Source organism: Pirellulales bacterium (genome assembly GCA_019636345.1).
In the GTDB taxonomy this organism is placed as follows: domain Bacteria; phylum Planctomycetota; class Planctomycetia; order Pirellulales; family Lacipirellulaceae.
On the sequence record JAHBXQ010000012.1, the window covers coordinates 54,737 to 74,639 of the forward strand.

Annotated in this window: 12 protein-coding genes; 4 read left to right on the forward strand and 8 right to left on the reverse strand. The window is 65.8% G+C overall.

Annotated features, from left to right (window positions below; all coding sequences use genetic code 11):
- Positions 1-33: 33 nt before the first annotated feature.
- Positions 34-1,005 (forward strand): DUF1559 domain-containing protein, encoded by a 972-nt coding sequence (locus KF688_19295; GenBank protein ID MBX3427834.1) that lies wholly within the window; start codon positions 34-36, stop codon positions 1,003-1,005.
- Positions 1,006-1,195: 190 nt separating this feature from the next.
- Here KF688_19295 and KF688_19300 read toward each other — a convergent pair whose 3' ends face one another.
- Complete coding sequence (locus KF688_19300; protein ID MBX3427835.1) at positions 1,196-1,456, reverse strand: hypothetical protein; 261 nt, start codon at positions 1,454-1,456, stop codon at positions 1,196-1,198.
- Positions 1,457-1,610: 154 nt separating this feature from the next.
- On the opposite strand from KF688_19300, the gene KF688_19305 reads away from it, so the two are divergent.
- Complete coding sequence (locus tag KF688_19305) at positions 1,611-2,228, forward strand: hypothetical protein (GenBank protein ID MBX3427836.1); 618 nt, start codon at positions 1,611-1,613, stop codon at positions 2,226-2,228.
- A 131-nt stretch (positions 2,229-2,359) separates the two neighbouring features.
- Here KF688_19305 and KF688_19310 read toward each other — a convergent pair whose 3' ends face one another.
- The 7 genes from KF688_19310 to KF688_19340 form a co-directional block, all read right to left on the reverse strand.
- The gene (locus tag KF688_19310; protein MBX3427837.1) at positions 2,360-3,910 is read right to left on the reverse strand and encodes an arylsulfatase; all 1,551 of its coding nucleotides are present in this window, start codon (positions 3,908-3,910) and stop codon (positions 2,360-2,362) included.
- Positions 3,911-4,038: 128 nt separating this feature from the next.
- The gene (locus KF688_19315) at positions 4,039-6,888 is read right to left on the reverse strand and encodes a BNR-4 repeat-containing protein (protein MBX3427838.1); all 2,850 of its coding nucleotides are present in this window, start codon (positions 6,886-6,888) and stop codon (positions 4,039-4,041) included.
- 637 nt (positions 6,889-7,525) lie between these two features.
- Entirely contained in the window at positions 7,526-8,500 is a 975-nt protein-coding gene (locus KF688_19320) for an alpha/beta hydrolase (GenBank protein ID MBX3427839.1), read from the reverse strand.
- Positions 8,501-8,841: 341 nt separating this feature from the next.
- Positions 8,842-9,540 carry a PEP-CTERM sorting domain-containing protein gene (locus tag KF688_19325; GenBank protein ID MBX3427840.1) on the reverse strand — a complete coding sequence of 233 codons (699 nt, stop codon included), beginning with the start codon at positions 9,538-9,540 and terminating at the stop codon, positions 8,842-8,844.
- 383 nt (positions 9,541-9,923) lie between these two features.
- Positions 9,924-14,318, reverse strand: a complete 4,395-nt coding sequence (locus tag KF688_19330) for a CotH kinase family protein (GenBank protein ID MBX3427841.1) — start codon at positions 14,316-14,318, stop codon at positions 9,924-9,926.
- A gap of 198 nt (positions 14,319-14,516) precedes the next feature.
- Entirely contained in the window at positions 14,517-16,001 is a 1,485-nt protein-coding gene (locus KF688_19335; protein MBX3427842.1) for a hypothetical protein, read from the reverse strand.
- 84 nt (positions 16,002-16,085) lie between these two features.
- Positions 16,086-16,730: a sigma-70 family RNA polymerase sigma factor gene (locus tag KF688_19340; protein ID MBX3427843.1), complete on the reverse strand. Its 645-nt coding sequence runs from the start codon at positions 16,728-16,730 to the stop codon at positions 16,086-16,088.
- Positions 16,731-17,244: 514 nt separating this feature from the next.
- Between KF688_19340 and KF688_19345 the strand changes: the two genes are divergently transcribed.
- Positions 17,245-18,288 carry a DUF1559 domain-containing protein gene (locus tag KF688_19345; protein ID MBX3427844.1) on the forward strand — a complete coding sequence of 348 codons (1,044 nt, stop codon included), beginning with the start codon at positions 17,245-17,247 and terminating at the stop codon, positions 18,286-18,288.
- 100 nt (positions 18,289-18,388) lie between these two features.
- On the forward strand, positions 18,389-19,852 hold the full coding sequence (locus KF688_19350) for a LamG domain-containing protein (GenBank protein MBX3427845.1): 1,464 nt from the start codon (positions 18,389-18,391) through the stop codon (positions 19,850-19,852).
- Positions 19,853-19,903: the final 51 nt, after the last annotated feature.

The following is a 19,903-nucleotide window of genomic DNA, read 5'->3' on the forward strand; positions in this document are numbered from 1 at the left end:
TAGAGAGCAATGATGATGCGACGCGGGTGGACATTGGTTGAACTGTTGGTCTCGCTGGGCGTCATAGCGATTATCATGGCCATTGCGCTCCCAGCAATACAATCTGCCCGTGAATCAGCGCGACGTCAACAGTGCCAGAATAACCTCCGGCAGATCTTGATCGCAACTCAATCGCATCATGCTGCCACCAACGCGTTGCCATCGCTTTACAATGGCGCCTCCCTAACCTACCCCCTCGCGGAATGGGATCTGTTTCATATGCATTCTTGGCGAGTCTCTCTCCTTCCCTATATGGAGCAATCCGCGTTGAAGGTACGGTTGAATTGGGATGCCCTTGCAACCGACGACGAGAACTTGCCAGTTGCTCAAACCGTCGTCTCAACGTACATTTGCCCAAGCGGTGGAAATCCAATGGACATGGGGTGGGGACTAAAGCACGGTTCAATTGGTATTCCACCCAGCACTATCACTGAACAAGATCGCTATCGCGTTGTCCGTAGCGATTACGACGCGATGGCTGGGATTCAGGTGCTGCCCAATCCTCTGCCACCGAATACAAACGTTCTTTCCGTCGATCACGTTCGCTGGGGAATCTGGGGCTGGCCTGTGTTCGAAACGAAGACGACGTCGGGCTCACGTTTAGCTCGGTATCGGCAGGGAATGTTCCGTGACGTTACCGATGGGCTATCACACACTCTAGCGGTCGTTGAACGGGCGGGAAAACCGAAAGACTATCTCAATGGTAAGCTCAATGTTACTAGCGAAAACCCCAATGCGGACTATCCGGGCCAGGTGGGATGGTCGGCCAGCAACACCTTTGTCTGGTCAATCAATAACGACACCGTAGGTGTGAATGAATCAAATTCAAAAGGCATCTATTCCTTTCACCGTGGTGGCGCAAATGTTGGAATTGCCGATGGTTCAGTCCGTTTTCTATCAGACGCAACGAACTTCGAGACGTTGGTAAAGCTTTACGGCAGGTCTGACGGTGGGTTGCCGGAATGAAGACATGGCAGTACCAAGCGATGCAACGGAGCCAAAAATGGCGTTCCGCTTCTTTACTGAAAGCAAGATCACTCGCGCCATTTTCGCCCGCTGATCGCGGCCGTTAGGGAATCTGCGATCGCCCACGACTTTCGGACAGCGGCAGGACGTGAGGCGAGCGCCGGGCCGAACCCCACGCCCGCGCCTCACCTCAGGCGCCGAGCATGCGCATCTGCGGGTCGCCATGGCGCACGGCGAATGTCCGTCGTCGGCATTCCGCCTTGCGTCCCGGCGCGGCAATCTCGACGCCGACTTCTTCCAGGCCCGGCAGGGCCGGCAGGTTGTTGCCAGGGCCGCGAGGCCCTGGTGGGCGGTTGAAGACAATTCGCAGCCCCGGCCGGGGCGACAGAAGCGCGGCCGTTCTCACGTCGACGCGCTCGCCGAGGCTGCCTGCGCCGGGCGTCGCTGGCACGTCGCATGTGCGACGTGTCAAGCGGCCCGATCCGAGGTTCCCGCCCGCGTTCGCTCCCCCCCGATTCTTATAGAAAATGGGCCACCCCTTCGAGTAGAACGGAGTCAGGCGGCCGCGCTGCACATTCGCCGCAGCGGAAAAGTAGGGGGGCTCTATGAATCAATCAGGACGGCCGCGATTGTTGGCCGACGAGGAACAACGTCGCGCGGTCTGCGCGCTGGTGTCGGTGGGGGCGGGGATCGGCGCGGCCGCCCGGCATGTCGGGTGCTCGACCTGGACCATCCGCCGCGAGGCGCAGCGCGACGAGGCGTTCGCTCGGCAACTGCAGGAAGCCGAGACGGCCGCCGAGTTGATGCCGCTGCGGATGATCCGCCGGGCGGCCGAGAACCACTGGCGGGCCGCCGCTTGGCTGCTCGAGCGGCTGTGCCCCGAGCGGTTCGCCCCGCGACGCCCCGACGCGGTCGCCCCCGGCGAGCTCAAGGCGCTGCTCGACAAAACGGCCGCCATCCTGGCCGACGAATGCTACGACGAAGCGCAGCGGACGCGCGTCGTCGAGCGGCTGCGGCAGCTGCAGGAGGACCACTTCGGCGAGCGCCGCGCCCGGCAACAAGGGCCGCCCGAGCCGCCGTCGGAGATCCAGCAGTTGCTGGATCGGCTTCCCCTGGCGGGGATCGGCGCGGGGTTTTGCTCGTCGGAGCCGAGTTTTGCAAGCAAAATCGACCCCCTCGAGCTGTCGAGCGCGGCGCCCAACTGCTTGGCGGGAAAGGAGTAAGAGCAATATCACCCCCCGTGCCGAATGCGGGTTTTGCACGACGGAGCGTGTTAGTTTTGCTTCGACGCCGTCGCCGAGACGGGGAGCGCGGCTGTGCGCTTGCGGCGCTCGGCCCCGCTGCGCGCCTGCGCTCACGGCGCCTTCGGAGCCGGCAACACGAGATTTCCCGTCGCCAGCGCCCACTCGTTGTACCCCTGGGCCAGTTCGCCGACGCGGGTCGGTTGGTCGGCCGCCAGGTCGCGCGTTTCGGTGGGGTCGGACTCGACGTCGAACAGTTCCCACTGCTTGGTGAGCGAATCCCAAACGAGTTTCCACTTGCCGCGACGGATGGCGGCGTTGCCGGCGAATTCCCAGCACAGCTCCGCGGGGGGCTCGCGCCGCTCGCCGCGGAAGATCGGCGCGAGGCTTGCCCCTTCCAGCGGCACGAGATCGCGCCCGGCGAGTCGCCGGGGATGCTCGCCGCCGGCCAGATCGAGACAGGTCGGCAGCAGGTCGATGACGTGGCCGAGTTGGTCGGTCATCCCCCCCGGCGCGACGACCCCCGGCCAGCGGACCACCAGCGGCGTGCGGACGCCTCCTTCGTGCATCCACGATTTGTAGCGACGAAACGGCGCGTTCTGAGCCCAGCCCCACGCCGGTCCGACCGCCACGTAGTCGTCGACCGGTCCCGGGCGCCGGACCGCCGGGTTGCGCCCGCCGGGCTCCTCCGAGCAGCCGCCGTTGTCGGACAACAGCATGACGACGGTCCGGTCGGCGAGTTGCAACGCGTCGAGCTCCTGCAGCAACCGGCCGACGTTCTGATCGAGACTGTCGACCATCGCCGCGTAGACCGCCATCCGCAGGTCCTCGAAGTCCTGGTCGGCGGTCTCCCAGGGATACGCCTGCGAGTCGGACTCGGAGAGGGTCCAATGCGGGCCGACGACCCCCAGCTCGCGCTGCCGTTGGAATCGACGGCGGCGCAGCGCCTCCCACCCGTCGCGGTACGTGCCGCGGTACTTGGCGACGTCGCTCGGCTTGGCGTGGAGCGGGTAGTGGGGCGCGGTGTAGCAGAGATGGAGGAAGAACGGCTTATCCTCGCCCGCCATCCGGCGCAAGGCGGCGATCGCCTCGTCGGTGAAGGCGTCGGTCGTGTAGTAGTCGGCGGGGAACTCGGTGATCCGCGTGAAGTTGCGCGCGAAGTAGCGGACCTCGCCCCCCTTGTAAGGCGGGTCGCGCCGTGCGGGATCGAAGTAGTTGCACGCTCCGTCGAGCAGGCCGTAGAACTCGTCGAACCCGCGATGCGCGGGATGCGTGTCGGGGCCGCGCCCCAGGTGCCACTTGCCCACGAGCGTCGTTTGGTAGCCGGCGCCCTGCAGCGCTTCGCCGACGGTCGCCATGCTGCGGTCGAGCCGGCCGTGCTCGCGGGACAACAGCCCGGTGACGAGCGAGGCCCGCGTCGTCGTGCACTTGGCGTTGTTGTAGAACTGCGTGAACCGCAGCCCTTGGGCGGCCAGCCGATCGATGTTCGGCGTCGCGATCTCGCCCCCGTAGCAACCGAGGTCGGACCACCCCATGTCGTCGCACATCACCAGGACGACGTTCGGGGGCTGCTCGGCCGCAGCGGCGGCGCCGATCAGGAGGACAAGACAAGTCGCGGCGGGGAGCGCCCCTTGGCGAAGCAGATGCGCAAAAAACGATGACATGAAATCGCCCGGGACGAGACGTTGGGAACAAGCGGCCCCGCGCGGTCGCAGGCGCCGCGCGAATCAGGACGCCAAAGCGAGCCAGTATAACGCAACTCGCCCGTAGCCGCCCGGCGGGCACTTGCCCCTCACTCGCCGCGGCGGCGACGGAGGCGGGTCGCCATCGTCGCCCCCCACGCGAGCAGCGCCGCGGCCGCCGGCTCCGGCACCGCGGTCGAGGACGCAGTCGAGGACCAAGTCGCCGGCGCTGACGCCCCGAAGTTGGTCTGCCATGTCGCCAGATCGCCGACCGCGGGGTTGCGCTGCCACGCCAAGAAGTCCGCCCCGTCGACGACGGAGTCGCCGTTGAAATCGCCGTCGATCCCGGTCGGCGTCACCAGCGCATAGCCGACGCCGTCGTACCACGTGCGGATCGCGGAGCCGGAGAGCGATTGCCAATCGTCGATGAACACGTCGACGTTCTCTCCCCCGGCGACGGTGCGCCGCCCCAGGTAGGCTCGATAGAGCAGCATCGAGTTGCCCTCCGCGGAGACCGTCTCGATGCTCGTGAACTGGTCGGCCGTGGCGTGCTGCGACCCGTACCGGCGGAAATCGACGAGGTTGTCGCTCTCCAACCCGGCCAACAGCCGCCAGTCGGCGCTCGCGTTGCTCCAGAAGTAGGCGAACATGTCGTACGTTCCGTCGGCCAGCCCGCTGAGGGTCGTCTTGAGCATCGGGGCGTTCTCGAAACCGGACTCGCTCGAGGCGAAGACGCTGCCCCCGTTGCCGACGCCGGTTCGCACGTGCCACAGGTTGTCGTTCGCGCCGGCGTTGCCGTTGGGACCGGTGGCCCCGACGGGCGTCCCGTTCAGTCGCGTCGTATTCGCCGTGGTCGCGTCGACATACGTGACCAGCCCGAGTTGTTCGTCGTCGCGGTCGACAATGCCGACGATTGCGGCGTTGATGGAATGCGCCGTCGTGTACGTGCCGCGGAACCACAGGACGGTGGGGGCTCCGCCGTGCGGATCCGGGACGATGGGCCGCAAGTTGTCGACGACGGAATTCTCGGTGACGGCCGTCCAGGACCAGTTCGCGCCGCCGTCGGCGGTCTTCCCTTTGTAAATTTCGTAAGAGCTGGTGAAGGTCGCGCCGGAAGAATCGCGCGGATCGTACGGCGTCGAGACGTAGATGGTGCTGGGGTCGCCCGGCACGAGCGCGGCGTTGCCCGTGTAGTCCTGCTCGCTGAGATCGGCGCCGCGATACAGGCGGTTGCCCATCCGTGCGACTTCGTGGGCCGCCCACTGCCCGGTCTGTTCGTTCCAGTGCGCGAAGTGCAGGCGATGGTCGATGGGGTTGGTCGTGCTGCCGGCGCTGGTCGAACCGTCGGGGTTCCACCGCGAAACGTACAGCGCCATCGGATCGCCCGCGGCGTCAAGGTTCATGTCGACCGTCCACAGCCGGTTGTACCCCGCGCCCAGGGGATCGGCCTGCTGCACGGTCGTAAAGGCGGTGACGTCGGGCACGAACCCCGAGCCCCCGGCCGCCGTGCCGTTGTCAAAGATGTCGGCGTCGATCAGGTTGCCCGCCATGTCGAATGTTTGCCCGTTCTCGATGTAGCCCGCGTAGATGCTGTTGTTGTAATTGCGAGGATGCGTCTCCGTCGTCGTGAAATAGATGCGGTTCACCCCGTTGGAGGCGTATTTCGGATACGCGGAATAGCCCTGCGCCGCGCTTTCGAGCAGTTGCCCGGCCCACTCGACGGTGTTCGTCGCCATGTCGTAACGCATGATGTTGGGCATGTTTTGCGACGCGCCGTTCGTCGACAATTGGCCGTAGGAACGCGAAATGTTGTAAACCTGATCCTCGTCCGACAGATAGAACAGGTTGTGGTAACTGACGTTGGCGGCGTTGGCGTTGCCGGTCTGATCGGCGCCCGGCACGCCGGTGAACCAGTTGAAGACCTGCTCGGTCGACCACGACGTGCTGTCGCCCGGGTTCGTGCTCACCCGCCACCGGCTCCAGCGGTCTCCCAGCCCGCCGTTGTTGCCGTGATTGGCGTACATCGCCAGATAGCGGCCGTCCGGCAAGACCAGCAGCGCCCCGTTGTTGTGGTCGTCGACCTGGATGTTCTGGCTGGAGATCCCCGACAGGTTCGACAACTGCGTCCGTACTCGGCGACCTGTTTGCGGATTGAAGTCGACGACATCGACGATCCCTACTCCAGCCTGATACGAGGGCGAAAACCCGACCGAGTTGACCAGCACGCGGCCGTTGTTAGGATCGACGACGGCCCGCTCGTCGGAATACCACGTCCAGGCCCCGCTGCCGTCGAACTGAATGAGGTTGCCGTGCACGATCCCCGCCGGTTGCAGCGGAGCGGCGGGGGGCAAGATGCTTGCGCTGACGCTGTCGAAGCTGACGTTGCGGACCGTGCCGAAATTGTTCCACGCCGTCTGCAGCGTCAGCCGCATCGAGTTCGTCCCGACCGGGATGTCGCCGACGAGCGAAGTCGTCGCCCACGCCCCGGTTCCCGAATTGTCCGAGCTGAACGTGTACGTGTTGCCGAGCGTCGCCCCCATGCCGTCGAGAAAACTGTAGGCGACGACGGCCGTGTCGTTGGGGTCGTTGTCGTTGTACGCGAACGACACTTGCATCCGCTGGCCCCCTTGATTGACGAGCCCGGCATAGGGACTCAGATCGACGATCTGAAACACGCCCATGTTCTGGCTCGTCGGGTAGTCGGGCTCGGGGACCTGTCGATTCGCCGTGAGGTAGTTGCTCCCCGAGTGCGCGAATGCGACGTCCCCGCCGGACGATGCGTTGGCGATGAACATCGGCCCCAGTCCGGCGACCTGCGTCCACCCCGTCGTCACGGCGGTTCCCGGCGTGCCGATCTCGAAGCTCGGATTCACGATCGTCGTCACGGGGGTTTGCCCGCGCGCCGCGGTCGTCACGCAGACGAGAGCCGCCGCACCGGTCGCCAACAGAAAGTGCCGCATGGATAGCCTCGGAAGTCGCTGAGCTCTGTACTGCCGCGGCGGCGCCGACGATCGGCGCGGCAGGTTCGCTCCGCCGCGCATCGCCCGCGTGCCCGCCGGGGACGATGCGGGCAGGCGCCCGAACAAAACCGCCGTCGCCGCTCGCGACCGGCCCTTCTCGCTCGGCGCGATCGCGATGCCGACGAGCTGCCGCTCGCCGCATTCGGGACCCGAAGCGACGCCCGAGAGAAGGGGATCGCTTCACTGTAACCTTCCGCCGCAAGCCGCAGTTTCCGTACTGCGCACTTCTGTTTCGATATTGCGTCCCGCCGTGCTCGCGGATCACAACATGGCGTATCAACCGCAGCGGCCCGGCGATGCCTCAGGCGGTTGCTCTGCTGCGCGGAGGCAGTCAGCGTACCCTCTGTTCTGTAAAAGTCCCTGCAGGGGCCGCGTTGGTGCGGGGCGTAGCGACGGCGAGCGTAGCGAGCCGGGCGAAGTCAGGTTGTCGACGTTCGACGGTCGGGGCCAAGGCGTGTTCATGACCTGTGGCGAACCGGCCTGAGCGGGGCTTGCCGGCGTGCTGGCGACTGGCTCCCGACGTGCGCGGGGGCTCCTGGAAGGCGCCCTTCGGCGCGGCGCGCGGAGCCGGCCGGCGTCACTTTGCTGCGGGGAGCGTCTCGTCCTTCCACTCCGACCGAAGGCCGCGCAAGTGATGGTCGAAAAAGCGCCTTGTCATTTGCCGGACCTCGGCGGGGAATCCCTGGCCGTGGCCGGCGCCTTCGATCGTGATCAGCGTCGACGTCGCTTGAACTTGCCGCAGCGCTTGGTGCAGAAGCTCCGATTGATTGAACGGGACCAACGGATCGCGCGTGCCGTGCACGATCAGAAACGGCGCGTCGTCGGGCGTGACGTACGTCATGGGATTGGCGGCGGCGACCTTCTCCTTGTTGTCCTGAATGGGACCGCCGATCAGCAGCGCCCCCGGCGCGTCGGGGCTGTCGTGGTCGAAGCGAGCGCCGGCGAGGGCCGTCCGGTTCATCTGCAGAAAGTCGGTCGGCCCGAAGAGGTCGACCACGCAGGCGACGCGCGAGGCCGCGTCGACGTGCGGGCCGATCGTTCCTGCCATCGCCTCGACGTCGCCGCTCGTGCCGAGCACCGCGGCGAGGTGTCCTCCGGCCGAGGCGCCGACCACGCCGATCCGCTGGGGGTCGAGGCGATACTGGGGGGCGTTGGCCCGAAGCCAACGAATTGCGGCCTTGCAGTCGTGAATCTGGGCGGGCCACTTCGCCTCGCCGCTCAGTCGGTAGCCGATGCTCGCGGCGGCGTACTGCCCCGACTCGGCGTACGGCAGCGCCTGGCGCAGGTCGGTGCGCTTGTCGCCGGCAAGCCAGGCGCCGCCGTGGATGAACACGACGACGGGCAAGGGGTCGTTCGACTCGCTGCGCGGCAGGAGAAGGTCGAGCTTCTGCCGCGGATTGTCGGTCCCGGCGTAGGGGACGTCGCCCAGGAACTCGACCGAATCGGGAATCCAACGCGGCTGCGCGACCGGCTCGGCGACCGACTGGGCGACGCCGCGTCCGCCGACGAGCAACAGCATGCAGACCGCTAGGATCGGAGAACGGCAGAGCACGGCATGGATTCCCGAACAAAGCGACAAGCCGGACGGGGTCGGCCGCGCGCACTTGGCCGAAACGGTTCGCCCCCGCCCGTTCTTGATACTTCGAGAGGCCGGCTGTGCCTAGTCCTGCGGTTCGGCGACGGAACCTCGCGCCGTTCGAGCCTGGGCGCCAATGGCGCGTGCGGGGGATCGTCGTCGAAGCGCCATGGCCCGTTTGCGGAGACGCCGATCCGGCGATGGACGAGCTTTCTTTGAAACGCGCGCCGCTTTGGGCCAAACGACAAGGGCGGGTCGCCCGTAACGAGCCACCCGCCCTTGCACCGTGTCAAACTGCAACTTGTCCGGGACGGCGGTTACGACCGTCGGCGGAGGCCGGCGACGGCGCCCAGGAGGCCGAGGCCCGCCAGGACCAAACTGGCCGGTTCGGGGATCGTCACCTGATTGAAGCTCAGGTTGTCGATGCCGTGACGGCCGTTGGAACCGTAAGTTTCAGCGGTGCGGTTGAAGGTGAGCGTGTAGCTCTGGCCCCCTGCGCCGGTGAAGTTCGGAGCGACCGTGACGGTAGAGCCGTTGACGAACTCGACGGAATGGCTCCAGACGACGGCGGCGCTGGAGTCGGTCAATTCCAGGTCCCAGTTGGTGGTCCCCGCCGTTTCCCCGGTGTGGCCGAAGTCGAATGAGTTGAGGACCACGGCGTAGCCGGCGTCGGCGGCGAAGACGATGGTATGCGTGCCGAAATCAAGCTGGCCGATCCGCGGGATGTTGCCCTGATTGTCCCAATCCCCGCCGCCGACCGTCTGCCCTTCCAACGGAGCAAAGAAGTTCGAAGTGTGGATATCCCAGTCGGAATCCCAGGTGAGCGCCACGTTCGGCGTCGTGCCGTTGCTGACGACGTAGCCGTTTCCGTCGGCGACGGCGTTGGATCCCAACGCAGCCGGGACCGTGGTGTTGTTGCCTCCCAATTGGCCGAAGCCGACGATCGTGGCCTGGCAGACTCCGGCCAGCGAAAGCACGGCTCCCCAGACTCCCAACGTTGTCATGCACCGATTCATGAGTCGACGTCCCTCCCAAGATGTGAAACAGAATTGCAAATGCTTGCCCATGTCGTTCCTCGCAACTCCGGCGCAGCGACGACTCGCTACAAGCGAAAACCCCATAGCCCAGGCCGAGCAACCAACGAGGCGACTCCGCCGTTCAGCAGGCGCACCAACAGCGTCCCGACGACCAAGACGCCCGCAAGGCGGACGAAACGATCCCGTCGAGGAGCCGCAGACAAGTCGATTCTTCGAGATGAAAAGAAGCCAAACGCCCGCACGCCGAGACCACCCGCGCCACGCGCGATTCGAAGCCCGCTCGCTGCGCGAAGAAACTCCGACGGACCGACGGTCCTTGCGCCGTCGCGTTGACGGCGGTTTCCTCTCCCCAGACATACCGGCTAGGCGAGCGGAGTTGCGCCGCGACGGAGAATTCGCGACATTTTTTTCGACGTGAGGAGCGATCCGACCGCGTCGGCAAGGAAGCGATCTTCGCCGTGCGGCGACTCCTCCTCGCCAAGCGCTTGCGCGAGTTTCTCGGCCCACGCCGAGCTGCGCCGCGCGAAGGGTTCCCGCGCCAGCACGTCGTCGTGCAGGCGCGCGACGGCGGCCTCGCCGGCATCCGTGGAGCGCGGCGACCTCGCGGGCTCGCCCGGTCCGGCGACTCGGTCCGGCGAGCTTGCCGTCAGCCCGGCGTCTGCGAGCCAGGCCCAGACTGCGGCGGGTCGGCGTTCGGCGGTCGTCGTCGGCAGCCTGGCCGCGGCCGCCAGCGCCGATTCGTCGATCGCCGCCGGCGCCGCGATCGCCGCAACGGCCGACTGGCTGGCGGTTTCCGTGCCGTAGGTCGCCTTCCACTCGTACAGATCAGCCGGAACGTAAACGGTCCCGAACCCGCGTTGCCATGCCAGGAAGTCGACGCCGTCGACGGCCCCGTCGTCGGTCATGTCGCCGGGCCGCCACGGTTGCGCCCCGGGGCTGCCGTGCAGGACGGCGCTGGCCCGCCAGTTGGCGCCCTGGCCGTAATTGCCCCACACGCTCACGACCTCCAGGCTCGGACCGTCGCCGTCGGGCGCGGTCGGCCACGGCGGCGCGTCGTCGTACACGAAATCGTGAATGACTTGGTCGTTCGCATCGACGAGCTTGAGCCGTTCGCCCGAGTTGTCGAGCCGGCCCGTGAACTGCCCCGCGATCGACAGATCCGTGCCGTATCGCGCGGCGAACGCCGCCGGATTGCCGACGATCAGCACGGACTGGCCTGGCTGCAGCACGGCGACGCCGCCGAGCGTGAAGTCAAACCCGATCCCCTCGGTGAACCGCACGCCGCTGAGGCTGATCGCCTCGGCGCTGATGTTGCGAAGCTCCACGAACTCGAAATCGTTGTCGACGATCCCCGGCGCCAGGGCCAACTCGGCGGGCGTGGGATCGGCCGGGTGGTAGTGGATCTCGGTGATCCGCAGGTTTGCGGCGCTCGCAGGAACCTCGATCGCAAACTGGCCGGCAGTCCGTTCGCTCCACGCGCTGACCCCGAAGTTCACGTCGGGGCTGGCCACGTTGATCGCCCGCACCTGATCGCTCGCGCCGAGCACGCCCAGTCCCGTGCCGTTCAGAGTCTGGTGCATCTGCACGTCGGCGAATTGCAGGCTGTTGGCCGACGCGCTGTTCTTGACCGTCGGAAAGACGATCTTGTACGAGGAGTACGAGGTCGAGTTGGCGAAGGAGACGACCGGCCCGTTCGTGCGCCGGGCTTCCGGCAGGTTGAGCGTCCCGGAACTGACGAGCGTCCAGTTCTCGGCGAGCCCCGTGCTGTTGTCCTTGCTGGCGATCGGGTCGTTCGTGCCGTAGATTTGGTACGAGGCGGGGTCGCGAGCGCTGACGTCGTTGGCCGTCGTCAGGATGAAGCTCCGCACAATCGCCGGCCCCGAGGCGGGCGTGACGATCAACCCCGAGCCTTCCTTGCCGTAGTTCAGGTACTTCGTCGCCGAGTTGCCGTCGACGGCGCGGCTCGGCGACTCGGCCGCAGGATAGCGGCTCGCGCTCTGCGGGGGAGGCGTTCCCAGCGAGCGCGCCGTGACGGTCGTCGTCTGTGCGACTGAGAACGGTCCTGTGTACAGAATGGCCGCCGAGGAAACGGCCCCTCCGTCGGCGCGAGGGTCGCTGCCGTCGAGCGTGTAATAGACGGCGGCGCCGGGAGTCGCGGTCAACGTGACGACCGTCCCAGGCGACACGACGCCGGCGGCGGGGCTCATCCCCGGGCGGGCGATGAGCTGCTCGTCGATCCATTGGGCCCGCGCCACGAGCCAGTTGCCGAAATGGCTGATCTCGGCGAGCCATCCCGAGAGCCCCGAATCCGCGTACGCCCCTCCGTTGGGGGCGCTCGTCGGCCAGCGCGCGAAGTTGCGCGCTTGGGCCTCGACGAGCGGGGCGGCCTCGGCGGCGACCGTCGCCAGGATGTTGGCGTCGCTCAGCACGCCGCGGCGGAGTTCCTGCCAGCGGTCGACCCATCGCTGAGTGAAGTCGGGGTCGTCGAACAGTTGGCCCCACCAATCGGACTCAAACCAGCTTACGTCGGGCATCGGCCAGCCAGTCGGGTCGGCGGCCCGGGCGTCGTCGTCGGCCCCGGCGGCCCGATCGAAGTCCCACACCGGCCCGAACGACAGCTTCCCCCCCCGGTCCTTCACCAGAAACGTGCTCAGCCGGAGCCCGTCGGGGTCCTTCGAGAAGACCCGCATGATGTGATGGTCGATCGTCGGGTCGACGTCGAGGAAGGCTTCGTAACCCAGCAACGGATCGGTCGAATTCGGTCCGTACAACGCGTCTTCGAACGCTTGCACGTAGCCGCGGATGTAGTCGCGTTGCGCCAGCGACATCTCGGCCCGTTCCGGTTCGACGTGCACGAGCAACGAACCGCTCAACGTCGGGATCCCGCGCGACGTCTTCCAACTCGCGTCCGGCTCGCCGTCAGACCGGTCGAGCTTGAGAATGTACCCGCCGGTGAGGTCGACCTCCGCCGTCTGCAGGGGATAGAGCTTGTCGACGTCGACGCGATTCGGATCGCGTTTGACGTTCTCCATCAACACGTACACGCCCATATAGTCCGCGCCGTCGAGCGTGCCGCCGTTGAAGTTGGCGTAAACCTCGACATACCTCGTCCGGGCTGCGTAGCGTCCCATCTGGCGGAACAGTTCGTAGAACGTCGTGTTGCGGATCATCGCCCGATCGAAGTTGTACGGGGCGTACAACACCCAATCGGCTTCCTCCGGCATGCCCAACAGGGACGCCGCCAGATCGTTGCGCAGGCCGTCGCGCAGTTCGATCCGCAAGTTCGTCTTCGGCTGGCCGGCCGTGCTCGACCCTCGCACATGTTGGCCGATGAACGAGGAGAAGCTGGCGAGATCGGCGAGACTGCTTCGCCCGGTCGTCGAAGACACGTCGTACAGCGACATCCAGGCGTCCTGGAAGTCGTTTCCCGGCGTTCCGGCGGCGAAGTTCTCCAACACGATGATGGGCAAATCGGACGTGAAGGAGCTCACCGACGCGCTGGCGAACGTGTACGCCTCGCTTTTGACGGGGCCGACTTGTCCCAGCGGCCCGAACGCGCGAGCGTGAACCCTGGTCGTGGCGCTGATCGTCAAGGGGCCTGCGTACAGCGGCGAGGTCGCGGTCGGCGTCGAGCCGTCGAGCGTATAGCGGATCGTCTCCGTCGGATCGGGCGTCGAGAGGGTCAGTTGAAAGGGACCGCTGAACGCGCCGCCGGGACGCGAGAACGCAACGAGGTTCGCCTGCACCTGAGTGTTCGGAGCGCCCGGCGTCGGCGAGATCATCCGCCCGACCAGTTCGGGTTCGATCGGCGTCCCGGATTGAACCGTCAATCGCGGGACCAGCAGCAAGTCCGAACTCGAACTGCCCGCGTTCAAGAGGTGAATCGCCAGCGTATTGGTCCCGGTCTGCAGCAGGTGCGAGTAGCCGCTCACGTCGAAATCGACGTAGGCGACGGCCGCAGAGTCGGGATGAGTCGTCGTTGCGACCGAGTTCCAGGCAGGCGCCGCCGGGGCGTTCGCGCTTGCGATCGGGGCGCCGTTGAGATACGCGACGAAGCCGTCGTCGTACTTCATTTGCAGCGTCGAGATCGTCGAACCCGCCGTCGCGACGTGGAACGGGATCCGCACGTAGACCGACGTCGTCCCCGCCGGGACGGTCGTCTGGATCAGCGCCGCGAAGTCCGTGCCCGAGGTTTCGTAACCGATGCTCGCAGTTCCCGCGGACCACGTCGCGTCGTCAAACCCGGACGCGGTCCAGGTCGCGTCGACTGAGGAGTTCGTCGGAATGCGATAGCGGACGGCGGAGGAGGGTCCGACCGCTTCGGTCGTCGTCGTCGAGAACGCCAGTCCGTAGGAGACGTCCGAGCTCTGCGGCGGGTAGTTTGCACCCCCCGAACCGTACTCCGACAGCACGACCCCCTGGGGATCGCTCAGTGCGAGGTACTCCCCGCCGGCCGCCAGCGCAAAGTTGGCGTGGAGATTGCCCTGGTTGTCGGCGACGCCGTTGCCCGAAGCGAACACGACCAAATACTGTCCGGGGGCGAGCGTGGCGCTGGGGAACGTCCACTTCTGCAAGTCTTGGGCGTTGTCCGTCAGCGCGTAGCCCGCGAGGTCGACCGGCTGATCGCCGGCGTTGAACAGCTCGATCCAGTCGGACGGAATGCCGTAGCCGTCGTACAAGGTCGAGTCGTTCGAGGCCATGAATTCCGTGATGATCGGCTGAGCGGCCAAGACCATCCGGGGTTCAAGCTTTTCCAAACACAGACGCCGCGTGTCCGCCACTGTCGACCGTCCCTTCGACGCCGCGACCTAAGCCGTCGCCGTGCCGTCGCTGCTTGCCATGATGTGAAAATACTGAGATGAGATTGCAGCGCGTTCCCGGCCCTTGCGAGGTTCGACGACGAGGAAAGCGCCAAGACCGCCGCCAACCGCCGCGGGGAGATCGCGACGAGGCGGCTACGGCCGCTCCTGGGGCGCGGCGAATCGACCGCGCAGCACGCTGACGCGGATGTCGTTGTAATCGTCGTCGATCTTGGAATCCTCGAACCCCAGGATGTCAAAGCCCGTTTGCTCGTACAGGATACGGCGACTCGATTCCTTCCAGACGGCCTCGCAATCCTCTCCCTCGCCGCACGGCTCTCGATGGGCGCCGACGATCAGCACGTCGCGCGGGGTCGTCGAGTCGTTGAAGACGGCCGCTGCGCCAAGATTGAGCGAGTCGATCGAGGCGGACTTGTTCGAGGTCGCCCATTCGACCTCTCCGGTCGTCGCATCGACCAGGAACAGACCGTTTTCCAGGCGGGCCTCCGAGGCGACCTTCACCAGGATCGCGTCGCCGGGCCCCAAGGCGATCCGATGAGGCTTGCCGTCGATCGAGGGCGTCCCCTCGACGAGTCCGACGTCCGAACCGACGACCCGCAACCCGGTTCGCGGCGTCTTTGGGTTCGTCGCATAGGACACGAACAACGTCGCTGCGAGATCGTCGTAATCCTCGTGGCTCACCTTCGCCGACTTCGCGGGAGCGTCCTCCCAGCCGATGTGGATGACGTCCTCCCGCTGCAGCAGCACGGCCATTTCGCTCACCTGCCACTCGTGGGACGCATCCTCTGAGGAGTTCTTATGCGACCCGGTCAGCAAAAAGTAGCGCGGCGACGGGGTCGTGTTGATCTCCGACCATCTGCCCAAAACTCCGTAGCGACGATTCGACGCCCGCGGATTTGCGTGGAGCGGCCGCGGACCGACCCCGGAGTTCGTGAAGGTCGCCTTCCGCACGGCGTGGTCGCCGCGCGAGGTGATCTCGGCGACCGACAGACAGTTTTCGCTCGTAGCGTCGAAGGTCGCGACCAGTTCGACGGTCGCCCCGGGAGGGAGACAGAACAGATAGCCGTCCGCCTCGCGATCTTGCTTGACGGGAAGCGAAATCGATCCGCCGTCGATCGCCGAGATCGGCTGCCACAACCCCGCGTCGTCCGAGAACGTCGGCCCGTCCCATGAGACGTGGGTGATCGTCGGGACGCGGTCGACCGTCCAGTGTTGAGACGTCGTGGCCTCCGCGACCGGGGCCGCACCATGCTCGGGACCGGCGAGGCGACTCCACAGCGTCATGCCCACGGCGACCAGCGCAATCGCCGCAGCGATGCGAAGCGGCTGTGCGGCCCGATGTTCCAACCGATCGGCGGCCTTTCGCCCGCCAGTCCACAGGCGGGGCTTCAACCAATGCAGCATCGAGCCGGCCCGCGTCGGCGGCGCGGCGGCTTGCCGGTCTCCGCCGATCGCCACGCCGAGCGCCACATGGGTGCTGACAAGCTGCCAATACCTCGACTGCAGTTCCGCGTCGTCGATCAGCAGTTCCTCCAGCCGATGCAATTCCTGCTCCGACGGGCCGTCGTCCAACAGCGCGGAGACCAAGCGGTCCAATTCGTGCTCGTCTTTCAGATCCATCGTCGTGCCATTTGGGAGTGAGAGCGTGGCGGCGGTCGGTCGGGCCGAGCGTCGCGCCCGGCGGTCGACACGGATCGAAGCTCGCTACGCCTCGTGCAGGAGTCGTCCCTCGATGCAAGCCCGCAACAAGCGCCGCGCGCGAAGCAACGCGCCTTTGACGGCGGACGGGGATTTGCCAAGGTGGCCGGAGAGCTTCTGAATCGAATAATCGCCGTCGTAGCGCAGTCGCAGCAAGTCGTAGTCGCTTTCTCGCAGCTTCTTCAAACACTCCCGCATCGCAACAATCGTCGAATCCATGTCCGCGGTCGACTCGTGTCGCTCGGCAAGCTGCTCGACGATTTCGCCGCTGAACACCAGCTTTTCGCGGCTCCGATCGCGGAGATAGGCCCGGACCTTCCAGTAGGCGATCTTCGTGGCCCAGGCCTCGAAGTTCGTGCCGAACGTGAACTCGTCGAACTTCTCCCAGAGGATCAGGTTCGTTTCCTGGAGGATGTTGCTCGCCTCTTCGGGATTGCCCGTCAGCGCCGTGACGTATCGCAGCAGTCCCAACTGGGCCTTGGTCAACAACTGGACGAACTCGCTGCGAGCGTGCTCGTTGCGAACGGGGTCGACGCGGTCGAGATCGGCGCGGTCCGAAGGGGAACTGTCCATCGTTTCAATCGCCGGCAAATCGGAGTCGAGGTCGACGCCGGCCGTCCTAAAGCCCGGATAGACGAGGGGTCGTTTCATTGGTTGATATCTGCCCGCGCAAGTTCCCCGCAGTATTAAGATACCGTGAGCGCGGGTTCAGGTTGCGCAAGGCCTCCCGAAAAGTCCCGCCGAAACGGGATTTTAGCGCCCGGCCCGACCGTCGGCCGGGCGAACGGACGGCGACTCGCCGGCGCGCTTCTGCGCCAATTCTTCACAGAACATGCGAGAATACGCGGGCTTTTCCAGGAATCGTCGCGCGGACTGCGCAACCGCCTAGCCGTCGTTGGTATGACAAGTACGAGGAGGCGGTCTGTTCTCGCCAAGCATGTCTGACGGGCGACCTGCCGGATCGCAGGGAGGGCGTCGTCGGGCGGTTTCGCGGGGAGGGGCAGCAGGCCGCCTCCCTTGCGGACCATCGCTGGCGTTCGCCTGCCGAACGCAGGCCCTCTATTCAAGGTTATTTCTTCCGTAACGTCCCTTCGCGACATCCGGCAAGGGAGCGAGGCGAGGAATGGAACGCTCGGAGGATCTCGTGGTCTCAGGTGCTCGATCGATGGACCGTCAATCTGCTGTTCGAGTCGCGAAGCGTGGCTTTACGCTCGTAGAACTGTTGGTGGTGATCGCCATCATCGGCGTGCTCATCGCATTGCTCCTTCCCGCCATCCAGGCGGCACGAGAATCGGCCCGGCGATCCCAATGCACCACGAACCTCAAGAATCTGACCCTCGGGATGCTCAATCATGAAAGCGCGTCGGGGTCCTGGCCCGCTTCGGGTTGGTCGGGGCGGTGGACCGGCGATCCTGATCGCGGCAGCGGAGCCAAGCAACCGGGGTCCTGGCTGTTCGCAACGTTGCCGTACATCGAGGCGCAGGCTCTGCATGACATGGGCAAGGGCCTCACGGGCGCCGCCCGCACGACGGCCCTGCAACAGCGGGACTCGACCCCGCTGAATCTCGCCAATTGTCCCTCCCGCCGTAGCGGAGGCCCCTACCCGTACCCGCACGGACAAGCGGCTCTCACCGGCAACGGCACGGGCGGGGTGATCGAGTACACGTTCACGCTGGCGGCCCGCGGCGACTACGCCGTCAATGTCGGCGACGAAACCGGGTTCGATTCCCGGTGCATCACCATCGCGCCGACGCAGTACAACGCAGTGGTCGCCGGATTTCCGCCGACGATCGACGAGTTCACCGGCGTGTCGTTTTGCGGCAACGCGGTCCCCAGCCGCGCCATCTCCGACGGGCTGAGCTACACCATGGCCCTCGGCGAAAAGTGGGTTCCGCGCGATCAGGTCGACACGGGGCTGTACAAAGGGGACGACTGGGCCATGTTCGTCGGGTTCCAGGACGACCTGGTCCGTTCCGTCTACTACAACAATCGCGACGCCGACCATGTCCCGCAGCCGGACGGGGCCGATTTGAGCGCCCTGACCGATCTGAATCGTCGCGAGCTCTTCGGGAGTTCGCATCCCGGGGGATGTCTCGTCTCGATGTGCGACGGGTCCGTGACCCTCGTCTCGTTCGACGTCGATCCTGAACAGTTCCGCCAAATGGGGCACCGCGACGACGGCGGCCAACCCAAGGCCAGCCGCCGCTAGGCGCTCGGCCCCGGCGCCGTTCCCGATGAACGCTTCGCTCGCTCGGCGAGCTCCAATTGAGAAGTCGCAGCCAGATCTGATTACGCGAGGGAGATCACAGATGAGGATTCAAGCGGTCGCGAAGCTTGGTTTCGCGTGGGCGCTGCTCGCCCTGACGCCGTCGGCCGAGGGCCAGACCTTGGTGCACTTGTGGGCGTTCGACCAGCCGTTCGGATTGACCCAAACGTTTCCCGACAGTTCCGGCAACGGCCACACCGGCGTCGGGGCGGGCGAAATCGTGCCCGGCCGGTTCGGCAACGCCGTCATGCTCCTCCCCGGCAGCAATCCTCTGACCGGCGGCATCGGAGACGGCGTCGACTGGGTTGATCCGACCCCTGAAAACACCGCTCTGCCCGTCGGGCGGACCGACTCCTGGACGATCAACGTTTGGACGAGCTTCGTCTCTCCCCCGGGATCGCTCGAGTACATCGCCGGCTTCGGGATCGACGACCAGGAGACCAGCGGCAACAGCTTCAAGGCCCGATCGATCATGGCCTTTCCCAACTTCCACTTCTGGGGGGCGACGGTCGACCTTGACGCCGGGTTCCCGTATCCCTCCGACGGCTCGTGGCATATGTCGACCGCGACCTACAACGGCGCGACGACCGAATTGACCATGTACTATGACGGCATCCGCGTTGCGTCGAGGGTGTTCGGCGGAACGGGGCCGTTCCTCGACGCCCCGGCCGAGGTTCATGCCGGCAACCCCTCCAATTGGAACGAGGAGTTCGACGGCACGATCGACGAATTCGGGATCTGGAACGGCGCTCTCTCGCCGGCCCAGATCGGCGGGTTGTTTCTCCACAACAATATCGCTCAACCGCAGAACCTTCAGCCGACCGCGGCGGTCAATCGTGCGACGGGGCACATCACGCTCAGTAATCTTACCCTCGCCAGCATCAACGATTTCGTCGGCTATCAGATCACCTCCGCGGCCGGGGCGCTCGACGCCGGGCCATGGGTGAAGATCACCGGCAATCTCGACCAAGGCATGGGGGCGACGCCAATCGACTCCGGTCCCTGGTCCGTGACCTCCTCGACCGATTTCCAACTCTCCGAAGGCGATCAAGGAGCCCCGGCCGGGACGTTTCACCTCGGACAAACGATCGACTTCGGCGCCATCTGGAAGAAGTCCTCGATCGAGGACGTCGTGGTCAAGCTGTTCACCAACGACGGAGTCACGGCCAAGACGCTCGACGTGCTCGTCTCTTACACCGGCACGCCGTACTCGCGGAGCGATCTCGACACGAACGGCGTCCTCGACCTGAACGATTGGCAGATCTTCTCCGCCAACGGATTCACGAGTCTGACCGGCTTGTCCCGCGTCAACGCCGCACTCCGCGGCGATCTCGACGGCGACGGCGACAACGATCGGCTTGACTTTCGGCAGTTCCGCGCCGACTACATCGCCGCGCACGGCGAAGCGGCGTTCGCCGCGTTGCTCGCGGCCGTTCCCGAGCCGTCGACTGCCGTCGGCATGGCGATCCTGGGCGTCGTCGCTCTTGGATTCTACAGGAAACGCTAAGCGAATAGTTCGATTGGTCGGCGCGCGGCGGCCAGCCGATGCGTTCGGCGC

What these genes read in the sequence shown, in the direction of transcription:
- KF688_19305 (MBX3427836.1), top strand. Translation starts at nt 1,611, where the DNA reads ATGAATCAATCAGGACGGCCGCGATTGTTGGCCGACGAGGAACAACGT.
- KF688_19310 (MBX3427837.1), bottom strand. Translation starts at nt 3,910, where the DNA reads ATGTCATCGTTTTTTGCGCATCTGCTTCGCCAAGGGGCGCTCCCCGCC.
- KF688_19315 (MBX3427838.1), bottom strand. Translation starts at nt 6,888, where the DNA reads ATGCGGCACTTTCTGTTGGCGACCGGTGCGGCGGCTCTCGTCTGCGTG.
- KF688_19325 (MBX3427840.1), bottom strand. Translation starts at nt 9,540, where the DNA reads ATGAATCGGTGCATGACAACGTTGGGAGTCTGGGGAGCCGTGCTTTCG.
- KF688_19335 (MBX3427842.1), bottom strand. Translation starts at nt 16,001, where the DNA reads ATGGATCTGAAAGACGAGCACGAATTGGACCGCTTGGTCTCCGCGCTG.
- KF688_19340 (MBX3427843.1), bottom strand. Translation starts at nt 16,730, where the DNA reads ATGAAACGACCCCTCGTCTATCCGGGCTTTAGGACGGCCGGCGTCGAC.
- KF688_19345 (MBX3427844.1), top strand. Translation starts at nt 17,245, where the DNA reads ATGGACCGTCAATCTGCTGTTCGAGTCGCGAAGCGTGGCTTTACGCTC.
- KF688_19350 (MBX3427845.1), top strand. Translation starts at nt 18,389, where the DNA reads ATGAGGATTCAAGCGGTCGCGAAGCTTGGTTTCGCGTGGGCGCTGCTC.